The organism is Methanosarcina acetivorans C2A, assembly GCF_000007345.1.
GTDB classification, from domain to species: domain Archaea; phylum Halobacteriota; class Methanosarcinia; order Methanosarcinales; family Methanosarcinaceae; genus Methanosarcina; species Methanosarcina acetivorans.
Map to the genome: position 1 here is coordinate 2,880,913 of NC_003552.1, position 23,031 is coordinate 2,903,943.

General features: G+C 39.1%; 16 protein-coding genes and 2 pseudogenes. 5 read left to right on the forward strand and 13 right to left on the reverse strand.

Features of this window, described 5'->3' with window-relative positions:
* Positions 1-230: 230 nt before the first annotated feature.
* Positions 231-767 (reverse strand): hypothetical protein, encoded by a 537-nt coding sequence (locus MA_RS12140; RefSeq protein WP_226990576.1) that lies wholly within the window; start codon positions 765-767, stop codon positions 231-233.
* Positions 768-948: 181 nt separating this feature from the next.
* Positions 949-1,067: pseudogene (locus MA_RS29805) on the reverse strand (cytoplasmic protein); the annotation flags it as partial.
* Between the two features lie 438 nt (positions 1,068-1,505).
* On the opposite strand from MA_RS29805, the gene MA_RS12145 reads away from it, so the two are divergent.
* Positions 1,506-2,021, forward strand: a complete 516-nt coding sequence (locus MA_RS12145; RefSeq protein ID WP_157860206.1) for an alpha/beta fold hydrolase — start codon at positions 1,506-1,508, stop codon at positions 2,019-2,021.
* A gap of 1,399 nt (positions 2,022-3,420) precedes the next feature.
* Here MA_RS12145 and MA_RS27000 read toward each other — a convergent pair.
* Together MA_RS27000 and MA_RS12150 are read right to left on the reverse strand one after the other, a co-directional pair.
* Positions 3,421-3,597, reverse strand: coding sequence for a hypothetical protein (locus tag MA_RS27000; RefSeq protein WP_157860207.1), 177 nt, complete (start codon positions 3,595-3,597; stop codon positions 3,421-3,423).
* Between the two features lie 102 nt (positions 3,598-3,699).
* On the reverse strand, positions 3,700-4,680 hold the full coding sequence (locus tag MA_RS12150; protein ID WP_011022320.1) for a phosphotransferase: 981 nt from the start codon (positions 4,678-4,680) through the stop codon (positions 3,700-3,702).
* Between the two features lie 723 nt (positions 4,681-5,403).
* Here MA_RS12150 and MA_RS12155 point away from each other — a divergent pair.
* On the forward strand, positions 5,404-6,567 hold the full coding sequence (locus MA_RS12155) for a glycosyltransferase family 4 protein (RefSeq protein WP_048065374.1): 1,164 nt from the start codon (positions 5,404-5,406) through the stop codon (positions 6,565-6,567).
* A 449-nt stretch (positions 6,568-7,016) separates the two neighbouring features.
* Here MA_RS12155 and MA_RS12160 read toward each other — a convergent pair whose 3' ends face one another.
* Positions 7,017-8,021, reverse strand: coding sequence for a phosphate signaling complex PhoU family protein (locus tag MA_RS12160; protein WP_083755922.1), 1,005 nt, complete (start codon positions 8,019-8,021; stop codon positions 7,017-7,019).
* A 429-nt stretch (positions 8,022-8,450) separates the two neighbouring features.
* Between MA_RS12160 and MA_RS12165 the strand changes: the two genes are divergently transcribed.
* Positions 8,451-9,398, forward strand: coding sequence for a phosphotransferase (locus MA_RS12165; RefSeq protein WP_048066343.1), 948 nt, complete (start codon positions 8,451-8,453; stop codon positions 9,396-9,398).
* 562 nt (positions 9,399-9,960) lie between these two features.
* Here the strand turns inward: MA_RS12165 and MA_RS12170 are convergent.
* Positions 9,961-12,138 (reverse strand): CHASE4 domain-containing protein, encoded by a 2,178-nt coding sequence (locus MA_RS12170; RefSeq protein ID WP_011022324.1) that lies wholly within the window; start codon positions 12,136-12,138, stop codon positions 9,961-9,963.
* A gap of 155 nt (positions 12,139-12,293) precedes the next feature.
* A complete protein-coding gene (locus tag MA_RS12175; RefSeq protein WP_011022325.1) occupies positions 12,294-13,310 on the reverse strand; it encodes a substrate-binding domain-containing protein in 1,017 nt (338 codons plus the stop codon).
* Between the two features lie 975 nt (positions 13,311-14,285).
* Here MA_RS12175 and MA_RS12180 point away from each other — a divergent pair.
* Entirely contained in the window at positions 14,286-16,871 is a 2,586-nt protein-coding gene (locus MA_RS12180; RefSeq protein ID WP_011022326.1) for a CHAD domain-containing protein, read from the forward strand.
* Between the two features lie 79 nt (positions 16,872-16,950).
* Here MA_RS12180 and MA_RS12185 read toward each other — a convergent pair whose 3' ends face one another.
* The 3 genes from MA_RS12185 to MA_RS28625 form a co-directional block, all read right to left on the reverse strand.
* Positions 16,951-18,555, reverse strand: coding sequence for a Ppx/GppA phosphatase family protein (locus MA_RS12185; protein WP_011022327.1), 1,605 nt, complete (start codon positions 18,553-18,555; stop codon positions 16,951-16,953).
* Positions 18,556-19,210: 655 nt separating this feature from the next.
* Positions 19,211-19,633, reverse strand: a complete 423-nt coding sequence (locus MA_RS28620; RefSeq protein ID WP_048065375.1) for a hypothetical protein — start codon at positions 19,631-19,633, stop codon at positions 19,211-19,213.
* A 9-nt stretch (positions 19,634-19,642) separates the two neighbouring features.
* Positions 19,643-19,756, reverse strand: a complete 114-nt coding sequence (locus tag MA_RS28625; RefSeq protein WP_248698039.1) for a hypothetical protein — start codon at positions 19,754-19,756, stop codon at positions 19,643-19,645.
* A 569-nt stretch (positions 19,757-20,325) separates the two neighbouring features.
* Between MA_RS28625 and MA_RS12195 the strand changes: the two genes are divergently transcribed.
* On the forward strand, positions 20,326-20,997 hold the full coding sequence (locus MA_RS12195) for a hypothetical protein (protein WP_011022328.1): 672 nt from the start codon (positions 20,326-20,328) through the stop codon (positions 20,995-20,997).
* A 186-nt stretch (positions 20,998-21,183) separates the two neighbouring features.
* On the opposite strand, the pseudogene MA_RS29810 reads toward MA_RS12195, so the two are convergent.
* The 3 genes and pseudogenes from MA_RS29810 to MA_RS27010 all read right to left on the reverse strand — a co-directional run.
* A pseudogene (locus tag MA_RS29810) lies at positions 21,184-21,311 on the reverse strand (IS630 family transposase); the annotation flags it as partial.
* Positions 21,312-21,517: 206 nt separating this feature from the next.
* A complete protein-coding gene (locus MA_RS12200; RefSeq protein ID WP_011022329.1) occupies positions 21,518-22,531 on the reverse strand; it encodes a pentapeptide repeat-containing protein in 1,014 nt (337 codons plus the stop codon).
* Between the two features lie 191 nt (positions 22,532-22,722).
* On the reverse strand, positions 22,723-22,905 hold the full coding sequence (locus tag MA_RS27010) for a hypothetical protein (RefSeq protein WP_157860208.1): 183 nt from the start codon (positions 22,903-22,905) through the stop codon (positions 22,723-22,725).
* Positions 22,906-23,031: the final 126 nt, after the last annotated feature.

A 23,031-nucleotide genomic window follows, 5' to 3' on the forward strand; every position in this document is an offset into this window, starting at 1 on the left:
ATGACATTAAGTGTCTCATCCGTGACAGGCGTGTCTTTTGTAATGAAATGTTTCATATGCTCCCCTTTTCAAATTAAGCTAGGATTATTTTCGGCATCATTAAAAAATTTAAGATTGATTAATTTGATGCGGTTTACCACATTAAATCGCATTAACAATTAGAAAGTAAATTTCTATCCATCTTTATAATTTTTTTTATTTAATCTGGAGAATAAAAAAAGCAGAAGCAATTACTCATCCCCAAAGCGGTGGCGAATCGAATCGATAGGTTCGATTTCAAACTTCTCCGCACCAACAAGACAGGACCCTTCAAAATCACATGTCCAGATAGGGTAAGTTGAAGAATATTTCTCCACAGATTCTTTGTGGAACTCCCTAACCGGAAGTGCTCGAAGGTTAACATATTTATCCAGTTTTAGATCCAGGGTATCGTAAATAATTTCGGTTAATTCGTTCAGTAAATTTAACAGTACTATGGTTCGCTGGAATTCCGGATTCCATAACTCTATTCTTTCTACAATCTCTTTAACCTTTATATACTGCTCATACTCCCACACTTCAAGTATATCATTATTGAAATGCCTGGACACCACATCATAAACGTCTGGAATGCTAACTATTGATTGAAGAGTTTCCTCGTTAAGAAGTGTATCGTTATTGAAATATTTGGATACTATTTCAGAAACACCCGAAATCTTAACTATTGACTGAAGAGTTTCCTCATTAAGACGTGTGTAAAGAATTCTGTCAAAATCGTCCTTTGTCATTTTGCTATAGTTCATGCATCTCGCCATTGTTTATTGCGTAAAAATCCTAAAGAAAAGAAGGAGGTTGATTTCTAATGAAGCTTCCGCTTTTGAACGGTCATGACACAATATAACAGTTTAACCATGACCTTCAGGAGCCTTTTGGATTCCTTGTGGATCTGGCATTTATGAATGGGCTCTCAAGTTCAATTTGCTCCTCTTTCTTTCCGGCGCAGAGGATGATCCCAAGTGGGGACTCTTCTCCTGGCTGCTTTTCATATTTATCCAGCCAGCGGAGTAGAGTTCCATCTGGCCTTTATAGTATGCCAATTGATATTCATTGATCATCGGTTAAGGAATTTTCTTGCCTGAAGGATATCGATTTTGCACCAAAAGTCGCCTTAAATTTTGTCCTTTTTACATGAAATCGATACCCAGTTCCAACTCTCAATGGGATACAGTTTTTGAGAACTGTTACGAAAATGGAGGCAATTTATCATGATTCCTCACTTAACCGAAGACGCATGAATTGATATTGCATCAACAGTGGACTTTGTAGTAAACCATTGATATTGATTGCTAATTTGAAGTAGTGTTAATAAACAAATTTCGTTTGCCAATTGCGTTTGAGGAAAAACGTATCAAATTAAAAGGAAAAGGCGATCTAACTTGATAATCTCTATTCAACGCAGCACACTTATCAATATGTTCATCTAAAATAGGCCATAAAAGAAAATGGGGAAATGTATGGGAGGAAGTATGAAAGCTCAAACAAAAAAGGCAGTAGTCAACGGTATCGAACTCAATTACGTGGAACAGGGAGAAGGTGATCCTGTTATTTTTGTGCATGGAACTTTAGATGATTACCGCATACGGGGTTCACAGATTGAGTTTTTTTCGAAATATTATCATGTTATTGCTTATAGCCGGCGTTATCATCATCCAAATGTCTGGGTTGGTGATGGAATGGATTACTCTGCCACTCTTCATGCAAAAGATCTTGCAGAATTAATCAAAAAGATCGGGTTCAAGTCAGCTCATGTTATAGGACATTCTTATGGAGCTTATACATCTCTAGTATTCGTATGTGAGCATCCGAAATTAGTTCGTTCGTTGATCCTTTGCGAACCACCGTTACTTCCATGGCTTCTGAATATTCCGGGAGGAGATACGCTCTTAGCAGCTTATATCACCAATGCCTGGGAGCCTGCACGGCAGGCATTCCAGCGAGGAGATCTGGAACAGGGTGTGCGACGTTTGTCAGTGGGATCTTAGGAGAAGGCGTTTTTGATAAACTTCCTCAAGTAGTTCGCAGCAACGTAATGGACAATGCTCTTGAGTTGAAAGCAGAGACAATGGCATCAGACTATCTTCCCCTTTTCTCCTGTAAGGACGCACAAACTATAAAGGCTCCAACTCTTTTGGTGAAGGGTGAATTGAGTTCTAAATTTTTTCATCTGAGGTTCTGCCAAAATTGATATAAATGCTTTAAAATAAAAAAAATGGGTCAAAATCACGTATTTTGACAAAAAATTCCCTTTAAAGCCTCTAAAATAATACTTCAAAATGCCTTTAAATACGAATTAAGCTCAAAAACTGATATAATATTACATTTACTTTAAAAATTAGAATTTATTGCAACTTATTTCAATAAATCACATAAAAATATAAATATTTATCATGTTTTGAAAGTTCAAAAGAAGTTTATTTCCAAATTAATGAGTTATTTATTACTCCAATATTAATTATAGATACAAATAACGAATTAAATAGATTTTAAGTTGTTATTAGGTAAATTTTTCACAAAATAAACTACGTTGTTAAATATAAGCGGAAATAAAGGGATTATGTGAAAAATGGCAAAACCTCATCTAATAATAGATAAGCTTGAACAATGCCTCCCAAATAAAGAAAGTGCGATAATTCCTGATTCTCCGCATTTAATGCATAATGTAAACCCACAGGCGTTCAACAAGACTGTGCTTGCATTCCTGCAAAACATTGACTAAGTAAAAACAATTTTATTTTTTCAAGTATGTATATTATGCAAGTTATGAAACTTTGTTTTCGATTTAAATATCTTAGTTGTTGCTTTTTTGTAAAATGATTGGAAATCGGACAGGGGAGATAGCAGAGTTTCAATAACTTGGATCAAGGATACCTTGTAGGATACTTGTTAAAGATCACTGTGAATCTTTCCCAGTAACCGTGTAGGCAGCCCGGAGCATATACTCCCTTTAGGTAAGGTGGCCGCACGAATTTGATTTTATCTTCTTCTATCCTTTCAGGGCCTATTCCTCATATTCTTCCAAGAATATAGTACCCAATCAATTGATGTATATGCTCTTGCCTGATCGAAAGTTCTTTGACTGTTTTTATTTCGATCAAATAATCATCCATTACCAGGTCCGCATCTGCTCCACTCACTGATTGCGTTTTTGGTTTCTTATGCAATCTGAAAACAGGCCTTTTGACCCATGCCAGGACAGAACCCTGATATTGGTCACATACCGATAGGACTATTTTTTTTCTGTTGTCACTATATAGTTTAAGGAGATAATCTATATATATCTCTTATTCCACAAATATAACATGTCGGTCAAGAACCGCGACCAGCTGTAAAACAGGAAAAGCCTGTTCCTTCCGCACACACAGTCTCGTCGGCTGCAGACATCTAGTCCTCTGTAGCTGTGGAGTACTTTTTTAAACCTCCAACATAGACAAAAACAATGGGCAAAACCTCTAAAGCAGCAACCCAAGGATGTCCATGCATGGTTTGAGAACCGAAAAGACCTTCTACTTTCAAGGTCAGGAACAAAATCCCAGGGATATCCTTGGCTCTAATTTTCAATTTTGTAATTCTTCGAGCTCTTTTTCCATCACGTGGGCATTGTCGAAGCTACCCTGGTACTCTCATTAGATATGATAAGGGTATCAGGAGTCCGTAAAACAACTACGTTTTCTCTATTGCTTCCAGACAGTTCTTTGCTTCTCTCAGGAGATAATGCCTGTATTTTGCGTTCCATTTTAGTATGGCAATTCTCAGCAGGCCATAAGCCATATAAAAAGGAATCACTTTAGTTATTTTACGAAACTCTTCTTCATTTCTGCTGTAATGCCACAGGAAATGACTAATATATGGCTCTGCCCTCCGACCTGACCCTTTCCGCGCAAAGTAGTGCTTCAGTGCGGCGCAAAGTACCCCTAAGTCACATGCGAAATGTCCATGCCTGGATGCCAGCTCTAAATCGAGAAGAAACGGTCTTCCTCTATGGGATACATAGTTAACAGGAGTGGCATCGTTGTGGATCATACAGCCTTTTTCCCTATCCAGAAGAGAACTGTGCCACCATTTCCCAAGCAGATGTTTATAGTTTTCTTTTTCACGCCGGTTAATTTCGAGGTGCTTCAATACATAATTAAATTTTGAAAACTCTTTTTCTTTATCGTAATACGTCTGCGTATTATCATGAAACTTTCTGAGCATATCTGCTACGAGTTCTAACTTTTCCTCAAGTTTTCTCCTGTGATTAAAATACCAGAATAAAGATCTGCCAGATACGTATTTGCAGACAAGGACACAACTGAAATTTTTATTTATTGCAATCGGTTCCGGGACATCAATTATTTTTCCAGCTTTTTTAAGGTATTCATATTCTTTTTTCATCAAAGCGTAACTATTGTATTTTTTTATCATCCCCGTGGGTATTCCGAAAAATTTAACTATAACACTGAATCCTTCCCCTTTGAATTCGTATCTGCATATCTTGTGTGACGCATGACTGAGTTTAAAGACACGAACTTCGCAGTCTTTATCCTGTATTCTAGCCCCGAGCACTTCGACAAGCCAGTCCCTGAAAGTATCACCTGACTTAACCGTCCTGACATATTCAAAGTATGCTATAAGTCCTCCTCCCTTCGTTCTTGAAAACAACTTAAACTTTCCTAAGAACCAACTTAAACTCCCCGAAGACTATACGCGGTCAAACCGATAAATCGATAGTATTAAACTCTCAACTGTATTGAGCATCAATTTAATCAACTCAACCATAACCTGATTATATACCGCAAATACTTATAGACCCATAGGTCGTGTCGTACCGCTAGCTGGTTGATATTTCATCTTTGACTGAAACAAATGGATATATATAAAGAGCTAGGAATATTATTATTAGTCTGGAAATCAAAATCGAACAGGTTATCAAATTCTATTTTTTGGGGAGGGAGAAATGAGAAAAGGCCAGTTATTAACAGCTTTTTATTAGCTTATTTTAGGTAATATAATGCACAGGTAAGGCAAGATATTTGGAGCTAGAATTGATAATTTTTTAACATGTTTGACTGTAATATTCCGTAGATTCTAACGTAGATTATAAAAAAGAATCAATCTGGACCTTGATACCTGTGCAGCCGTAGGGATTGACTTTTAAGCCTGTAATCTTTCAAATAAACAATCATAAAGCATGTATTCGTCAAAAAACACACATGATATTCTTCGAATAGCAGGCACAAATAATGAAAGTACTTTCAATTACTTTCATACCAAAGTACTAAAAGCAAATACTATAACTGCTACTGCTCGATTGACCCTTGGATGAAAGACGTTGTCAAAATGAAATAAAGACTTTAGGAAAGTTTGACAAAAAGGAGTAAGTCTATGAGAAGTATCCAGATAGGAATGTTTTCCTGGGAAAGCTTGCATTCTATACGCATAGGAGGAATTTCGCCCCATGTATCTGAACTCTCTGAAGCCCTTGCTGCAAAAGGGCATAGGGTTCACCTATTTACACGAGGATATGAAAATAGTGATGAAATAATCAATGGTGTCAACTATCATAGAATCGCCTGCGATCAAAATGGGGATATAGTGGAACAGATGAATCGGATGTGCAATAGTATGTACTTCCGTTTCCTGGAGGTAAGAGAACGAGCAGGTGAGTTTGATATCTTACATGGGCATGACTGGCATCCCGTAAACGTTCTCTGCAGGCTAAAAGCACAGTTAGGGCTTCCCTTTGTCCTGACCTTCCACAGTACAGAATGGGGACGCAATGGAAACAGACATGAACACTGGTGGGAGGCAAAGGAAATATCGCATAGAGAATGGCTTGGCGGATATGAAGCCTCTGAGGTGATCACTACCTCGACCGTACTGAAGAATGAAATCCAGCGTATTTATCAAATTCCCGACTATAAAATCTGGGAGATTCCTAATGGCATAAATGTGGGAAAAATAAAAAGAAAAATTGACCCCGGAAAAGTGAAAAAGCACTATGGTATTCATCCATCTCTTCCAGTTGTGCTTTTTACGGGAAGGATGTCTTATCAGAAGGGCCCGGATCTGCTGGTTGAAGCTGCAGCAAAAGTCCTGAGGAAAAGGGATGCCCATTTCATGCTCATAGGAGAAGGGGATATGCGGGCTCAATGTGAACATCGAGCTCAAAAACTTGGCATTGGCAATTCCTGCAATTTTCTCGGTTATGCTCCGGACAATACTGTCATAGACTGGTTCAATGTCTGTGACCTTGTATGCGTCCCGAGCCGCAACGAACCCTTCGGAATAGTCGTGCTTGAAGCCTGGGATGTAAAAAAGCCTGTAGTGGCAAGCGATGCGGTCGCACTTGTGGAGAATTTCAAAACAGGCGTTATTTCTTACAAAAAGCCCTCTTCCATCGCCTGGGGCCTTAATTATGTTCTTGAAGGGCTTGGGAATAATAGGATGGGGAAAAAAGGTCATGATCTTCTCAAAGAGAAATATAACTGGAAAAGAATAGCTGAAAAGACTCTTGAAACGTATGAACATGTGATTGATAAAAAATAAAAGGCAGGAAAAAGTAGTTGAAAAGCAGGGGTTCCGGGCAAAGGTTCAGACAAAAAAGCACCTAACAAAGTTTTGAAATTTGAGTTTTTTTGTTTGTTAGTTTTTTATTGGTCCTTAATATCTCGACTTTAGACGTGAAAAGGAAATGTGACACCTTGAAGTTTTCACATGTTCTACTCCATAAGTTATTGCGGGCATACCGAAGTATTTCCATAGCTTGTAAACTTCAAAACAAAATACTTGAGAAATAATTAAACTACTTAGAGCCTATCCGAAAAGTGTTGTGACCTACTGTAACTTACCATTAGCAATATGCAAAACCGAAGAGGAAGCCCTGCTATTATAGACCTGCTGTAACTTTTCGATCGCATTACCGACTTTTCGGATAGGCACTTAATATCAAACACAAAAGAAATAAAAAAGAGTCTTGAAACCCAAAATTTTCAGGTTCAGATCTTCTTTACATTCATATTGATTGAAACTTCTGCGATATCGGCACTATATTCGGCTACCCTGCGCAGACTTTCCAGAATCATGCTAAGCGCGATATTACGGGAACTTCCATCACCCCGTGACTCCAGGGAAACTCCAAACTGGGAAACTTTTTTTGCATCCACAACAATTTTGTTGATAGCCTGCAGGTCATCTTCTGCCATTGAGCCTATAGAACTTGCGAAAACCTTTCGTGAGAGTTCGGCCATTTTAAAGATAGGGTCATCATCACTTATTCCCGCATCCATTTTTAAGACATTTGAAGCTATCTTGACTGCATGATCTCCTATGCGCTCGACACTTTTTATAATAAGCCTGTATCCCAGGCAATCTCGCGGACTTCTAATCCCTATTTTTTCAGCTAGTTCTACATCATCAAGTGACGCCTTGAGCTGGCGGACAGCAAGCAGATAAAAGCGATCGACGTCATCGTCTCTCTGGATCACGTCCTCTGCAATTTCCATATTGTGGTTGCGAAGAGCTGTCATGGAGTCCAGAAGCATGGACAGCGCAAGTCCGTACATGTTTTTGATTACCTTGGCAAGGGGAAGGTCAGTGTAATTAAGTAAACACAAAAAGACAAGTTCATTCCTGGATTCTTCCACAAGTTCGAGACCTATCAATTTCTGACGCACTGAATCTTTGATAAACTTTCGGTCATCAGCACTAAAACCTTTACTGGTAGTCAGTTTAAGAGAATCGTAACCCGCAAGATAATGAGAAATAATAATTCTGAGGTTGTTTTCTGCACTTTCGGTGTGGAGATAATCTATAGATGCCTTAAGGGCAGAGCGTTCATTTGGGACCACATTTGAGGAGACCATCAGGGTTTTGTTAGGCATGGATGTAAGATTCAGCGTATCTCCCGGCTTAAGCCCTATATCCCGGACCCATTTTATGGGAAGGGACACTATATAGGTAGAATTTCCGGTAAACTGTATTTTTCTTCTATCTTTGGTAATAAATAATCCTCCTGAAGAGATCCTAATGAGTTTAGCAAGATCTATATAGAGGGTAAGTATATATCAAGTTATCTACATAAAAATATCCCCAAAGTCTGTAGTTTTAGATCTTCTTCATTTTCTAAACTAATTTTTTGCAAATGAAAATCTAATCAAAATTAGAGAGCAGGAAATAAGATCCTCAAAATTAAACATCAGCAGTAATATATATCCACTATATGTTAATATATAGTATCAATGTTTACAGGTCATAAGAAACAAAAAGTGAAATTAACTTTTTCATGATAGTGAAAGTTTCAGAAAAACACACATGGTATTCTTCAAATAGCAGGCACAAATAATGAAAGCAATTGAAAGTACTTTCATACCAAATAATCTGGATAAAGAACATAATTACTGGAATATTTATTGAAACGGGGGTCATTTGAGGTGGAATATCGCCATGTTAATACTTTAAGCCCTGGGGATCCTTTCAGGGACTGGCTTGTTAAGAAAGTTACAGGATGTCGACTTCAGAATAAGGAATGTCTGGTTAACGTCTTCAAACATAATTCTTCCCACACTGTCTGCAAGTATCAGTTCGAGGGTGAAAACTTCAGCGTAATGGCAAAATTTTTTTCCGAACCTACCGGCCGATTGAAAGACTATAACCCCTACAAAGGTATGATGAATGAATACAGGAACCTGAAGCATGCGGCTTCCATAATAAATGTTGCAAAGCCCCTTGCGGTACATAAAAAATACAACTGTGTTCTTGTAACCGAATATATACCTGGAAAATCTTTGGGCTGGTACATAAAACGTGAAGAAAAACTCTATGAACGGCTTGCTGCCGTGGCGCATATGCTTCGACAGCTTCATGAAAATACGAAATCCTCTTACAATAAGGAAAAAGAATTCAAAAATTACCACGAGGTACTGGATCATCTAAAACTGGATCATGATACCAGGAAGACTTTCAATAAATTGCTTGGAAAATGGTGGTATAGCTCTTTGCTCGATAGGGAGTACGGTTGTATGGTTCACAGGGACGTTACTCCTTCCAATTATATTTTTTATAAAGGTAAGCCCTACGCAATTGATTTTGAAAGCTCCTGGTTCCAGGCGCATCCTGTAAGAGATATCGGGATCCTTACTGCAGAACTTAAAAAAGAATTCGAATTGCATAAAGGCGGAAGCTGGAGAGCCGAACCATATATAGGAAATTTTCTCTGGGAGTATAGCAGGGACGAGAAGGACTTCACCAGCATTACCGGCGTTTTGCCTTTTTTCATGAGTATAGGGTTACTTCGTTCGGCACGGATTCATAGGGGCGATAACAGAAACTACTTGATAAAAGAAGCATGCGAGTGCTTAAAGGCGATTAACAGAAGTTAAATGATTCCAATATGCCGTTCTCATGGAGAAAAATAATATGTTGCAATATGATTTGCGGAGAAACAATTCAACAACGTAAACCCTCTACCTTTATGTTTGCTCTTTAGTTCTGGTAGTACTATTTAGAATATGTTCAATAGATATATATAAGCCCATGTCTATTAATTAAGTGAAGGTCATACTCGTGACCTCTCCGAACAAATCCTGTGTAAAGTGGCTTAATGAGTATAAGTCTGAAGTGCGAAAGCATAAACCTCTGGACCTACAGTCTCTCCAGGCTGCAGTCACTACTCCTGCAGCCTAAAACCCATTTTTGATGCTTTCTGTAAATGGCAAGCGCTATGTCTGTTTCATAATATGTTGAAAAGACGGTCTATGTTGTTTGCTTTTATCTGACCGCTTTCCTCTGTGATGGAAGATCCTGAATTAGTCTTTGCGATTTGTTGCAGGTTGCATAAACAAAAAACTATTTTCAAACTTTCCATAAAAATGTTAGGAAGAAAATCTTTCGGACAAGAAATGAAAAGATACCTTTTACTTCTAACTGATTTATTGTAGAAATTTACTTCCTGTCATAATTTTTCAGGGGAATCATGCAGATAAATTCGCTGCCTATTCCGGGTTGGCTGAAGACACAGATCTCTCCTCCCATGAGTTGTACCATCTGGTCCACCAGGGCAAGCCCGAGTCCCGTCCCTTCGTATTGTCTGGTAGAAAAAGAATCAACCTGTACAAAAGGATGAAAAATTTTCATAAGATCTTCTTCAGTGATTCCAATTCCTGTATCTTTTACGGAGAGCTGGAGCATGTCTCCGTTTTTTCTGGCACTTACTTTTACAAAGCCGCCTTCTTCTGTGAACTTGATTGCATTGCTTACCAGGTTATAGAGAACCTGTACAAACTTCCCCTCATCTGAATAGATGGTTGTAATCCCGTCTCCGATTTCAAACTCAATCCTTATTTTTTTCTTTGAAAAAACCGGGAAAAGAATGTCTTTGATTTCGTCAAATTTTTCCTTAACAGAGAACTCCGTGCATTTGAATTCCATTTTTCCGGCTTCGATTTTCGATAGGTCGAGGATTTCGTTTATCAGCTTGAGAAGATGTTTTCCGCTGGTGGAAATGTTGCCTACGAACCTCTTTTGCTTTTTATTGAGGGGACCAAAACCCTCCTCATTCAATATGTCGGCAAAACCTATTACTGCATTGAGAGGAGTCCGGAGTTCATGACTCATGTTTGACAGGAACTCACTCTTGCTTCTATTTGAATTTTCGGCCAGGATTTTTGCCTGAAGCATTTTTTCTTCGGATTTTTTGACCTCCGTAATGTCAAGGATTGACTCTATGGTTCCGATAAGCTTTCCATCTCTGTCCCTGACCGAACCAATAGTTACAGACCAGATCTCTCCAGTCCAGCTGTCTTTATCGCTTACATTGATTTCAAAAGATTGGGTTTTTCCGTTATTCAGAGCTTTTCTAACGAATGGGGCCAGAATAGGATTTTTATCGCCCCAGAGCTCGTGGTGTGTCCGGCCTGTGATCGCTTCAGTTTTCTCTCCGAAATATTCGCTTACCTTGTTATTTGTCCAGGCAATCTTGAGCTCGGAATCAAGGTAAATTAGAACTTCTATAAGGGAATTCAGAAGAGCATGCTTTTCACTTTCCCTGTGCATGACTTCCTTTTGGGAAAGCTCCAGGTCCTGAAGCATGCTGTTTATCCCTCCAGAGAGCCGGATAAACTCGTCTCCTCCCTTGATTTCCAGCCTCTTTGAGAGGTTATTCTCTTCTCCGATGTCAGTAACGAATCTTTCGATTTCTGTTAGGTTAGAAATGATGAGACGTTTAAGCAGGTAATTTGTTGCGATTGCCACGATAATGCATGCCAGGCTGAAGATTATTATGAAGAAAACCAGGTTGTGTTTCCCCTGGGCATAAAGGGTTCTTGGAGAATTTACTTTTATGAGAATTCCTGGCTCTTCTTCGAGGTCATTTAGACGGATATAACCAGCAATCCATTTTTCGTCTATTACTTCTATGTGCTGTCCGTCTATCTCAGTGTCCGGGTTCCTAGATGGTAAATCTTCAAAGTAAGAAGCAGGTTCAGATCCCAAAATCTCCACATCCTCAAGTGTTATTTGGATTCCCTGAATTCCGGCAATTTCATTCAAAAAGGATTCTGTGACATACCTGCCCATGATAAGGGTTCCCCCAACGGGTCCGGAATCCGTACTCGTAAGTATAGGCCTGGAACTGATAATAAGGGGACCGTTTCCAGTCCGAATTAGCCCGCTTTTCTGATCCCCGGGGTGCAGGGCAAGCAGGCTTCCGTTCTCGTGGACTACTCTCCGGAGTTCAGAGGGTATTTGAAGTGTTTCTCCTGTTTCGGGATCTATAACTTTCTCATAAACAATTTCCCCTGAATTGTTCACATAGAGCACGAGGTTGATTCCTGCTTCAGAAAATATCTCATCCGTAAGGTAAGAATTTATATATGTTTGACTTCCGTTTTCCATAAACTCGAAGGTTTTATCCCATGAAGCCCAATCATGGTTAAGGGAGGATATCCTTGAAACTTCACTCTGAAAGTTGCTTTCTACAAGCTCAAGCTTTTCACTGATATCCTGTTCCTCCAGATCCAGGTAACCTGATAGCAGGATGGTTCTGGAAGCGCCTCCGGAAATAGCAATCAAGGATGCAAATATAAGGCAAATTATGATTAAGGTTTTATCACTAACATTCATAATTACAGCTCAAAAATCCCAGTGTAAAGCTTAATACTCAATGCTAATTTTTTCGGGTGGAGAGGCTGTCTTTTCTCAGAGCAGATTCTTCTCTCGGGACAAAATCTCAGTTTGTAAAGATATTTTTTCATAAAATGTCGCGTAAAGCTCACCTTTCAGTTAATTTCCCTGATTGAAAAGTACCCACATTCCTTGAAAATGTAGACCGAATCTTGAGACCTGGCAAAATCGATAAACGCCTGTTCGAGAGAGTCGGGTTTTCCTTTGGTAAGGTAGTTCAGAGACCTTGTGAGAGTAGAGTTTTCGGATGGAAACGGCTTTGCAGTGCCCGCAAGAGCGGCTTTTATGCTTTTATCCGTTATCTCTGTATTTTTGTAAGACTCTATCCCGGCAATGGAGACCTTCTTACTCCTTTCCGCAAAACCAAAATCAACAAAAGCGATGGAATTGGAAGTATTTTCAACGGCTGCAAGCACTCCATCATTTCCCAGTCTGCCCTCAGCTCCGTATCCGTCAAGGTTTTTTCCAAGTCCGAGGTAGCTTGCAAAAGTTTCTTCAGTACCGCTTTCATCTGATCTCTGGAATACCTGAAAACTGGTGCCAGTCTTGTTTACGTGGATTTCCCCATTTTTTTCGTCGAGAACAAGATCAACTTGACCATCGGAATCGCTAAAAGCCTTAATAAGCTCATTTTTGTCCGTGAAATCGCCCTCTATCCCGTTCAGGATCACCACGACAGCACTCTCCCCTATTTTGTGGGTCTGGAGGTCAGGATATTTCAGGAGTTCTTCATCGGTTACAGCTCTTGAAGCCGAACCTATGTTTACAATTCCTGTACCAGCAGATGAAATCCCTGCCCCTGACCCTCCTCCGGTTACGCTTACAATGCAGTTTTCATGGGTTTCCATAAAAGCTTCTGCCAGGAGGTCCGACACAGGCTTTACTGTAGTACTGCCTGAAAGAGTAAGTTCGGAATAAGGAAGAAGTTCAGCTTCCGTAGATTCCGTAAGATCTGTTTCTTCAACTGGATAAAAAAAAGAAAAAGGATCTTCAACCATCCCGATGGCTGCAAATGCTGCGACAACTACGATCAGAAGAGCTATCACCGCTACAGGAAAAGAGTCTGCTTTTAAACAGGCAGAAATCTTTTTAGGTGAGTTATCGGGGTTCATGTTTTTGACTCCATTTTTTATGGGGTTTCAAAGAAAAATATATTTTTTTCTTGAAAAGTATTTTTTCCTATACTTTTAAGAGAACCTATTTAATATTTCCAGCGATATGATTATCTTTTCGTGTCAGACAGAGATTTTTCATATTTATTGTAATGTGACTTTTGTTTACATCAAAGAGATTTTTATACATAGCATGATTAGTATATATAGTGTTTAAGAAATTTCTTCTTATATAATCTTTAGGTGATCCATTAATATTCGGTTTATATTAGTGCAGATCTGTATGGTACCTCGATGAATGACACAGATGTATAGTAATGCCTATTCTATCAGATTCACCTGAAAAATTACTTTTTAGCTCTAAATTGTACTATATAGAATACCTGCGAAAGATATATATGTCCCATATATACTAATGAGTGTCGGTCAGATCCGTGACTGCTCTGCTTGGGATATCAGTTGGGCGGAGAGTAGTCATGTATTTGAATGTGAGAGTCCCCACAGCTCTTCAATCATACCAGCGCTTCTGGGCTACAGGTACAACTCCCGCACAGTCTGGATTTTATATTCTATACTTTCCGCAGGCAAACATCATGTCTGTTTTTCAGGACTATACATTATATGTCCCGATCTGTTTACTGAAGCAGCCGATGCTTTTTTGTTTTTGTCTGGTTTCCAACATTTTTGGCTACAAGATCCAGAATCAGTCCTTGTGATTAGTTGCAGCTACACAAACAAACGATAAATTTAAAAAAAGGTTTGTGGAAGTCATATTTTTTTGTCAGACTATAATAGTGCTTCAGGCTCTTTCCTTTGAGTTCCATCCATTCTCTTTTCCAACCGGAAAACAATCATGGAAAATTCTGGTTAGCAAGAACAGGGAGTTTTGGGATTAACTCTTTAACAGAAGTGCGGATATAATAAGAAATGACATATTTTTTATTATAATCTGTGCTGTAATATTGTGGGAGAAACATGGAAATCGAATCAAAGTTTCTGGTACTGGATGAAGCAGACATTCAAAATCTTGAAACGCTATCGCAACTGGGAGACTATTCTCTTTCCGAAGGTACGGTACAGGTTATCGAAGATATCTTCCTGGACACGACAAAAATGGTTTTAATGTCCGAGGGTTATTTTCTGCGGCTACGGAAAGAGACCGGAAAAAAAGGTCAGTGGTTGACCATCAAGAGCCTTGGAGGATTCGAAGCCGGGGTGCACAAGAGAGAGGAATATGTCAGTTTCCTACCGGAAGAGGGCTCTGTCCTTGAATGCCCGGATATCAAGATCAGGAACAGAATTTTTGAACTTAGTTCCGGTTTTGACCTGATCCCTGTAATGAAACTTAAACAAAAAAGGCTTGTACGCCAGGTAAAACTGGGAGAAACGCAGGTAGCTGAATTATCTCTTGACCGTGTGAGCCTCAAAAGTGAAACAAAGGAAAAGTTGTACAGTGAACTTGAAATCGAATTGAAAGCTGAAGGAACCCTTCAAGATTTACAAGCTATTACGGAATACCTGCTGGAAAATTACAACCTTGGAGAAAATCCTTTTTCCAAATTCGAAAGAGCTATTTTCTTCAAAAATAATTTTCCTGAAAAAACCCTTTTGAACTTCAGGGAAAGAGCTTTTTGCATGCAGCTTGAAGACCAGGAAAATGTTTATGGAAAGCAGGCTAGAATTCTTCTCTCACTTGATAAGGGTTTGAATACATCGGAATTGAGTCTTTTCCTTAAAGTCCCGGAATCAGAGATCGAAACCCTGCGCTCCGGATTTGAAAAAGAAAGACTTGCCGTTTTCCCTTTTAGCTCTGAAATTAATGCGTCCGGAGAGTTTCACTTTCAGGCTGGGCACTGTGCTCCTGACAAAAACGGGGAAAATATCAGCTTTGAAAAGGGGTGGACTCTTGAAACTCTTTTTGAGCTCTATGGAGTAAATAAAACCAGGGCAGAAAAGATCAGGGATAACACACTCATACTTTTTGATGGACTTTTCCCTTATCACAGGTTAGGGAAGGAAGAACGAGAAATGCTGAGTTTTGCAGCTCTACTTCAGGACATCGGAACTTCTGTTTCTCCAGAAGAAAAATTCAAGATGGGAAAGGAAATTCTCCTGACCCACCCTCTGAAAGGTTTAAAGCTCCACGAACTCAGGATGCTTGCTCTAATTATGGAACTTCAGTCCCCCGGAATCAGCGTGAAGAATCTGTCTTCAGCCTTTGAAGAATCGCATATTGCGCTGCCTCCAGAAATCAAGAACAAAGCCTTAATTCTCGCATCGTTTATCCGGATTGCGGATCTCCTTAAAAAAGGAGATTTGAAGTTCCTGCCAGGCAGGATCAGGCAGATAGAAGGGGCAGTTGAAGTAGAAATTTTCGGGCAAGATGCGGATAAAGCTGTAAAAAGAGCAGAAAAAAGAAGCGAACTCTGGGAATACCTTTTTGGTACAAAACTCCTCTTCACACCAGGCAAAGAGACGAATGAAGCTGAAATTATTAACAAAAAGGTAGAAGAATCCGGAGAGGCCAAAGGGAAGGAGGAAAGTAAAAAAGAGAACAAGGGCCTGAAATTCGTAGTCAGACCCGAAAACTCCATGGCTATGGTAGCTCAGAAAGTTTTTTCCCAGCAGTTTGCAAGAATGCTTGCCCATGAGAAAGGAACACGAAAGGGAGAGGATATAGAAGAACTCCACGATATGAGAGTTTCAATCCGCAGAATGAGGGCTGCTGCAAAGGTCTTTGAAGCGTACCTGGATTCCAAAAAGCTTGGACCTCACCTGAAAGGACTTAAAAGTACCCTTGGAGCACTCGGGGATGTAAGGGATCTGGACGTTTTTAGAGAAAAAGCTGAAGGGTATCTGAAAAAACTGCCTCCTGAGAAGGAACATGACCTTGATCCCTTATTTGCCGTACTTGCCGAAGAGAGAGAAAAATCCCGGAAAAACATGCTTATCTACCTGGAAAGCGAGAAGTACTCCAGTTTCAAAAAAGAGTTCTCAGAAGATCTTGCCGATTACGAATTTTGGGCTCTGCCAGCTACAACCAAAAAACATGATGCTTTGCCGCATAGAATAAGGGATGTGCTTCCTTCTATTCTTTATGCCCGTTTTGCAGACATCAGTGCCTATTCCGAATGGGTCGAAGGACCACATGTCTATGTGGAGAGGTTACACAGGCTCAGGATTGCAGCCAAAGGGCTCCGCTACACACTTGAGTTCTTTGGAGAGGTGCTGGGGAAAGAAGTAGAACCAATGATAGAGGAATTCAAAGCCCTGCAGAACCACCTTGGAGACCTGCACGACGCCGTGCTTGCAATCGACCTGCTTGATAATTATCTGCAGACCGGAGAATGGGGCCTTTCAGAAGGGAGAAAAAATTTTGGAGAAAAGGGAATACCCAAAGGCTTGAAAGGGGTAGAAGCTTACAGAGTGTACAGAGAAGAAGAACTCCAGACTCTACTCGACACCTTCCCGGAAGCCTGGGCAAAAGTCCAGAGCGAGGAGTTTAGACAGAGAATTGGAAACGCAATCAATAACATGTATAAAGCGGCCACATCTTCATGAAGGAAAGTATGAATTATTTAACTTAAATTGATTGAAAGATTTTTCATAGCATTTTCAGTCTCAGGTAATTTCCTCAAATTCAGAATGTATAAAGAACCGGCAGGGTCTCTACTCCTTGATCTACAATAACTTTGGACTGGAAATTGTACCCGAATATTTTTTTGAAATATTTTTTCTGCTTCTCGACTTCCCAGAGCTCGAGCTGGCACTCCCATTGTGCATGGATTTCAAGCACAAGACTTCTGGTTGAGGCAATGTAGAAGCGGACATGGGAAATAATTCCGTTATGAGAGCGGTCAAGACTTTCAGCAATGCGGAGCAGAGCACTCAGAACTCTGATGCTTTTCACTGTATCGTTGTTAAGCCCGGTAAGATTGGAATGTTTCTTTTTAGGCATGTTTTTTCTGTGAAAATAGGCAAGATTTGCAATAATTTCGATTTCTTCAGGCTGGAATCCAGGGAGGCTGCTTTCCCGGATCAGATGGTAGGCGTGAGACTGGTGAGTATCATAGGAAAGAAACATCCCTATATCATGCAGTGTAGCCCCGTATTCCAGAAGCTCTCGCTCTTCTTCCCGAAACTCATAGATACCCAGGGCCTGGATACTGTCAAGGAGTTCAAGGGCAAGCCTGGTAACTATATGGGCGTGTTCCTCATCGAAATTACAGGCTAAACCCAGCTGCATAATGCTGCGCTTTCGGACTGACATCTGGTTTATCAGATGGGAAAATTCGCTTTTAGAGAGGTAGTCTACAAGAAGTCCTTCCCTTAGCCCGGATTTGCTTATCTTTATCTCGGAAATTTCAAGCTTCTCCATAAAAGTCTCTATAATGGCAGCCCCGGCAATAATGATGTCTGCTCTCTGAGCATTGATTCCCGGGAATTTTCGTCTTTCTTCCAGGGACAGTGCGCACATATCCCTTACTATCTTTTTCAGGTCTTCATAACCGAGTTTGTCATAGTTTCCGCTGGATGTCCGGTGAAGATAGACAAAGGCTATCTTGGCGAGATTCTCAAGTGTCCCAGAACTCCCAATCGTGCAACCTATCCTGTACCGTGAAAGCTCTTTTACTACTTCTGCAGCCTTGTACCGAATATATGCCTTAATCTTTTCGTAGCGTTCTAACGAAACCGGCCCGGTCTCATCAGGGAGAAACATGTTTGTCAATCGTATTGTTCCGAGGTCGAAGGAGTGGAGAAAAAAGTACTGCTTCTGATCCCCTATCGATACTTCGGTACTCCCTCCTCCGATATCAATAAAGAGGGCTTTGGAATGACCCAGCCTGAACTCGTTTGAGACTCCCAGATAGATCAAACGGGCTTCTTCGTTTCCTGAAATCGTGCAGACTTCCAGATGTGCTTCTTTTTTCAACATTTCAAGAAACTGAACCTTATTACTCGCATCTCGTGTAGCCGAGGTAGCAACTGCTATGACTTCTTCTGCCTTATAGGCCCGGGCAAGTTCCATGAACTTTTTACAGACGATAACTGCGCGCTCCATAGCCTTAAGCTGCAAAATCTTATCTATGAATCCCTTGTCGCCAAGCCGGACAGCTTCCTTCTGCTTGGTCAGGGGCAGGTAAGACCCATTGGGGTTAATCCGAACCAGGAGGAGACGGATCGAATTAGTCCCTATATCAAGAAATGCAACAACTCTGCTCTCAGAAGTTTTATTGAGTTCCATTGACTACCATCTAAATATCCTGTTCATTATGTTTCTAAGAATACGGATAGTCCCAAATCAGCTTAGCAATCGGACTTCAGCATAGAACATACCTGATTTGCAAAAAATGGAAAGTCTACCATAAATTGTAATTTAAGCAGTTTAATTAAAGAGCTGACCCCAAAACGCTAAATTTCCTTCCATAATCTCGAATTTGGAATAATCAACCACTCTTCTGGTAATAAACCGGTTATGGGCCTCTTATTGATGTGGAAATAAAATTGGTTTTGGGATGAGATCAAACAATAATTACAAATTAAAGGAGAAAATATATAAAAATTCTCCATATACTATACATGGGGCTATATATGAGATGAGCATCTAAGATATACCAGTCTAATATATATAATATATAGAAATACATGCCCTATATATAACTATGCAAATTCTGCAAAAGTAAAGGAGATGAATTTTACTTAGATTCATCAACAACTCCCTACAAGACCAGAAATTAAAGGATAATAAAGAGGTTAAAGATAGAAGTAGATAAAACAGAATAAAATAAATTAGAAGTAATTGAAAAGTAAAACTATATCTAATCTTGATCGTACTCCCTAACTGATCTCAAAATACTGAATTTCCTTCCCTTATCTCGATTTTGAAATAATCAATAGAGCTATAGATCAGAAAAGTATTTATGAAATTCCTGTGGATATGGGACAAAAATGGGATAGGCTCCGTATGACATGGTAGGGATTTTGACCCTGGCAAAGCGCTCCCCGTATTTCGGATTATCAATAAGTACTGCCAGGTTAAGACTAAGGTTCGAAATGTGGGGAAAAGGATGTCCCGAATCAAAACCCAGAGGAGTAAGTAAAGGGAAAATATTCCTTTCAAAGTAGTCTCTGAGCCTTTTTCTCTCCTCTCCGGAAAGTTCGAAGTAGTTCAGGACTTTAATTCCCTTTTTCCTTAGGGCAGGCTCAGGAATTTTATTCCAGCATTTGTCGTTGAGAGGAAGCTGTCTGAGAAGCTCTTCGCGTATGACATGAAGTTGCCGTTGAGCCAGCTCATCAATCCGTTTGCCCTTAACTCCTTCCACGATTCTTTTTTAAACCCCGGAAACTCTAACCATGAAAAATTCATCAAGATTACTTCCAATAATGGAAAAGAACTTGACTCGCTCAAGAAGAGGATTGCACTCATCGAAGGCTTCTTCGAGCACTCTGTAATTGAAATGGAACCAGCTGTATTCGTGATCCGTATACGAACAGGGATCGCTCAGGTCAGGTATTCTAGATTTTTCTGTCGGAACTCCACGATATTATTCATAACTAGCCTATCAAAATCTGTAGCTATACGTGTATGGATTTTCGAAGTAAGTATCCTCAATTTTTTATAGTTAGATCTAAATTTAGGAGTTAATATTATTTACCCTTCAAAAACAAAAAGATATACGCTAAAAGAGTCACAGAATTTATGTTATCGATTAATTATATAGATCTCATTTCACTTTGTTACTGTAGCCAACTTAAGGTGATGAAGACTTTACAAAACAGTATATCTGTTTCCTCATTGTAAAATTTACTTTTCAGTGATTGCCAAAGCATATGTTTTTTTAGATAAATCTCATAAAAGAATCTGGCGTACTCCAAATTTTTTAGAGACATGTAAAAAATCAATGACTTTACCCTTTTTATTACCAATTTACTTCAATATTTTTTAGTAAAGAGGACACATCAATGGCTCTCTAATTGGGAAGCTATATTACTCACAAGAGTCTTTTTCTTTTACATGCATACTGAGGAATGGCAGAAAATAAAAACAAAAGTACCTTTGGATCTATGGAGAAAAGTAGAGATTCTGGGCTTTGACAGTTCTGACAAAGCAGTTATTAATGCTCTAGAAAAACTTGTATCTGATCCAGAACTGAATATCTATGGAAAAGAACAAAAAATTAGGATACAAGAATTGAAAAATGGACTTGAAAATGAACAAAGGCATAATAAAGAATTGCAGAATAAGGCACAAGAATTAGAAACGCTACTTGTGGATGAACAAAGGCATAATAAGGAATCACAGAGTAAGATATTGGAATTAGAAACGCTACTTGTGGATGAACAAAGGCATAATAAGGAATCACAGAGTAAGATATTGGAATTAGAAACGCTACTTGTGGATGAACAAAGGCATAATAAGGAATCACAGAGTAAGATATTGGAATTAGAAACGCTACTTGTGGACGAACAAAGGAATAATAAGGAATTACAAAGAGAACTTGAAATAAGGATGGAAGAGTCACAGAATCAAACTAAAGACTTACAAAAAGAGCTTGAAAAAGCGGAGAGAAGGGAATTATACTTTGAAGAAATGCATAATAATTACATGATGCAAATGCAAACTTTGATTAATCAAAAGCAGATTACTACACCTGGAGCAAAGAAACCATGGTGGAGATTCTGGTAATATCGAATTTTGATGATGTTATAGCTTCTTAATCAACAAATTACATTTTCTATTTATGGGTGGGATTTTTCCATCCGTTTCCCTGCAAATTATGGTGATTTCTCCACACTCACAATTTCATTTGGTATGAAAGTAATTGAAAGTACTTTCATTATTTGTGCCTGCTATTCAAAGAATATCATGTGTGTTTTTTATAATATTTCTCAAATGTCCTCTTGATTCAATAAATCTAACAGACAATTCCCTTTTTATTTTTTTCTACAAATTCTGCAGGATTAGATTATTGAATAAGGTGATAGTAACACAAGTATTATTTCAGTTGTACATATAAAAGATATCAGTATATAGAAAAGTAAAAAATAGTGTACTGAATATATTAATCTTGAAGTAATTTTAGAACAATTACAAAGCAATCAAAAACAATCATTCAAGAAGGATGCAGTGACAGATAGCTTCGATATGTCAGGATCACGAATACCCTTCTTAAGGTCGGAGATGAAGTGAACCTTTGCCTCTTTGTTTATTCTAATGGTATTTCAAAAAGAGCCGGATACTCCTCTTTCAATGGTATCAGAAGTTCTTCGTCCAGTTTTGCGTTATGAAGTGTTTTCGTTTTAGAAAGCTGGTCAATTGATAAATTATGGGCAGCTATAAGTTTAGTCTCCTCAAGGTTAGCTTCTTTAAGATTAGCGTCTTTAAGGTTAGTCTTTTTAAGGTTAGTCTTTTTAAGGTTAGCCTCTTTAAGGTCAGCTTTTATAAGATTAGCTTTTATAAGATTCGCCTTTGTCAAGTCAACTCCTTGAAGGTTGGCTCCTTTTAGATTTGCATTAATAAATATAGCTTCTTCAAGATTAGCTCCTTCAAGATTAGCTTTTTTAAGTTTAGCCTCTTCAAGATTAGCTTTTTTCAGGTTAGTTGCTTTAAGGTTTGCTTCTTTAAACTTGGCTCCATAAAGATTAGCTTCACAAAGGTTAGCTCCTTCAAGTTTAGTCTCTTTTAGGGTGGCTTTTATAATGTTAGCTCCTTTGAGATTAGCCTTTTCAAGGTCTGCTTCGCAAAGGTTAGCTTCTTGAAGGTCAGCTCCTTCGAGGTCAGCCCCTTTGAGGTTAGCCTTTTCAAGGTCTGCTTCGCAAAGGTTAGCTCCCTGAAGGTCAACTTTCTGGAGGTTAGTCTCTTGAAGGTCAGCTCTTAGAAGGATAGCCTCTTTAAAATTAGCTCCCATAAGATTAGCTCCTTGGAGGTTAGCTCCTATAAGGTCAGCTCCACAAAGGTTAGCGCCACAAAGATTAGCTTCTTGAAGATCGGCTCCAAAGAGATTAGCTCCCTGAAGATCAGCCTCCTGAAGGTTAGCTCCATAAAGGTTAGCCATTTGAAGGACAGCTCCCATCAGCGTAGCTTTTTCAAGGTTTGCCTCTTGAAGATTAAATCCAAATAGATTAGCTCCTTGAAGGTTAACCTCTTGAAGGTTAGCTCCCTGAGAATTAGCCTCAAAAAGATCAGCTTCCTGAACACGTTTTTTCTCAGAAATAGTCATTTCAACTCACCCAACTGTTGCTTGTATTTCAGTTGCATTGACACTATTAACTGATATATCAGGCGTTACAGCAGAGCCCTGAATATCATTTTTCCTTACTTATAATAGTGTTACAATGAATTAAAGTCATATCTTATTTTAACTATAGGGTTTACATAAATAATTCAAACAAGTTGATCCATAAATTCAAATTATGCATTAGAGTTTCTTATTCCAAAGGAAGGCAGTTGCAATATTTCACGTGACATGCTGAAGTGACATGCTGAAATTTGATTTTGTCCGCCGGGTTCATTTAATTCCTGGGCGATAACATATTTTTGAAGCTTCTTTTCCTTGATGGGGAAAAATCCAGAAACAGATAACGAAAGCTGCATTCAGGTCAGAAAAAGAAAAGTCATTTTCATTGGTCATCGGTTAAGGAATTTTCTTGCCTGAAGGATATCGATTTTGCACCAAAAGTCGCCTTAAATTTTGTCCTTTTTACATGAAATCGATATCCA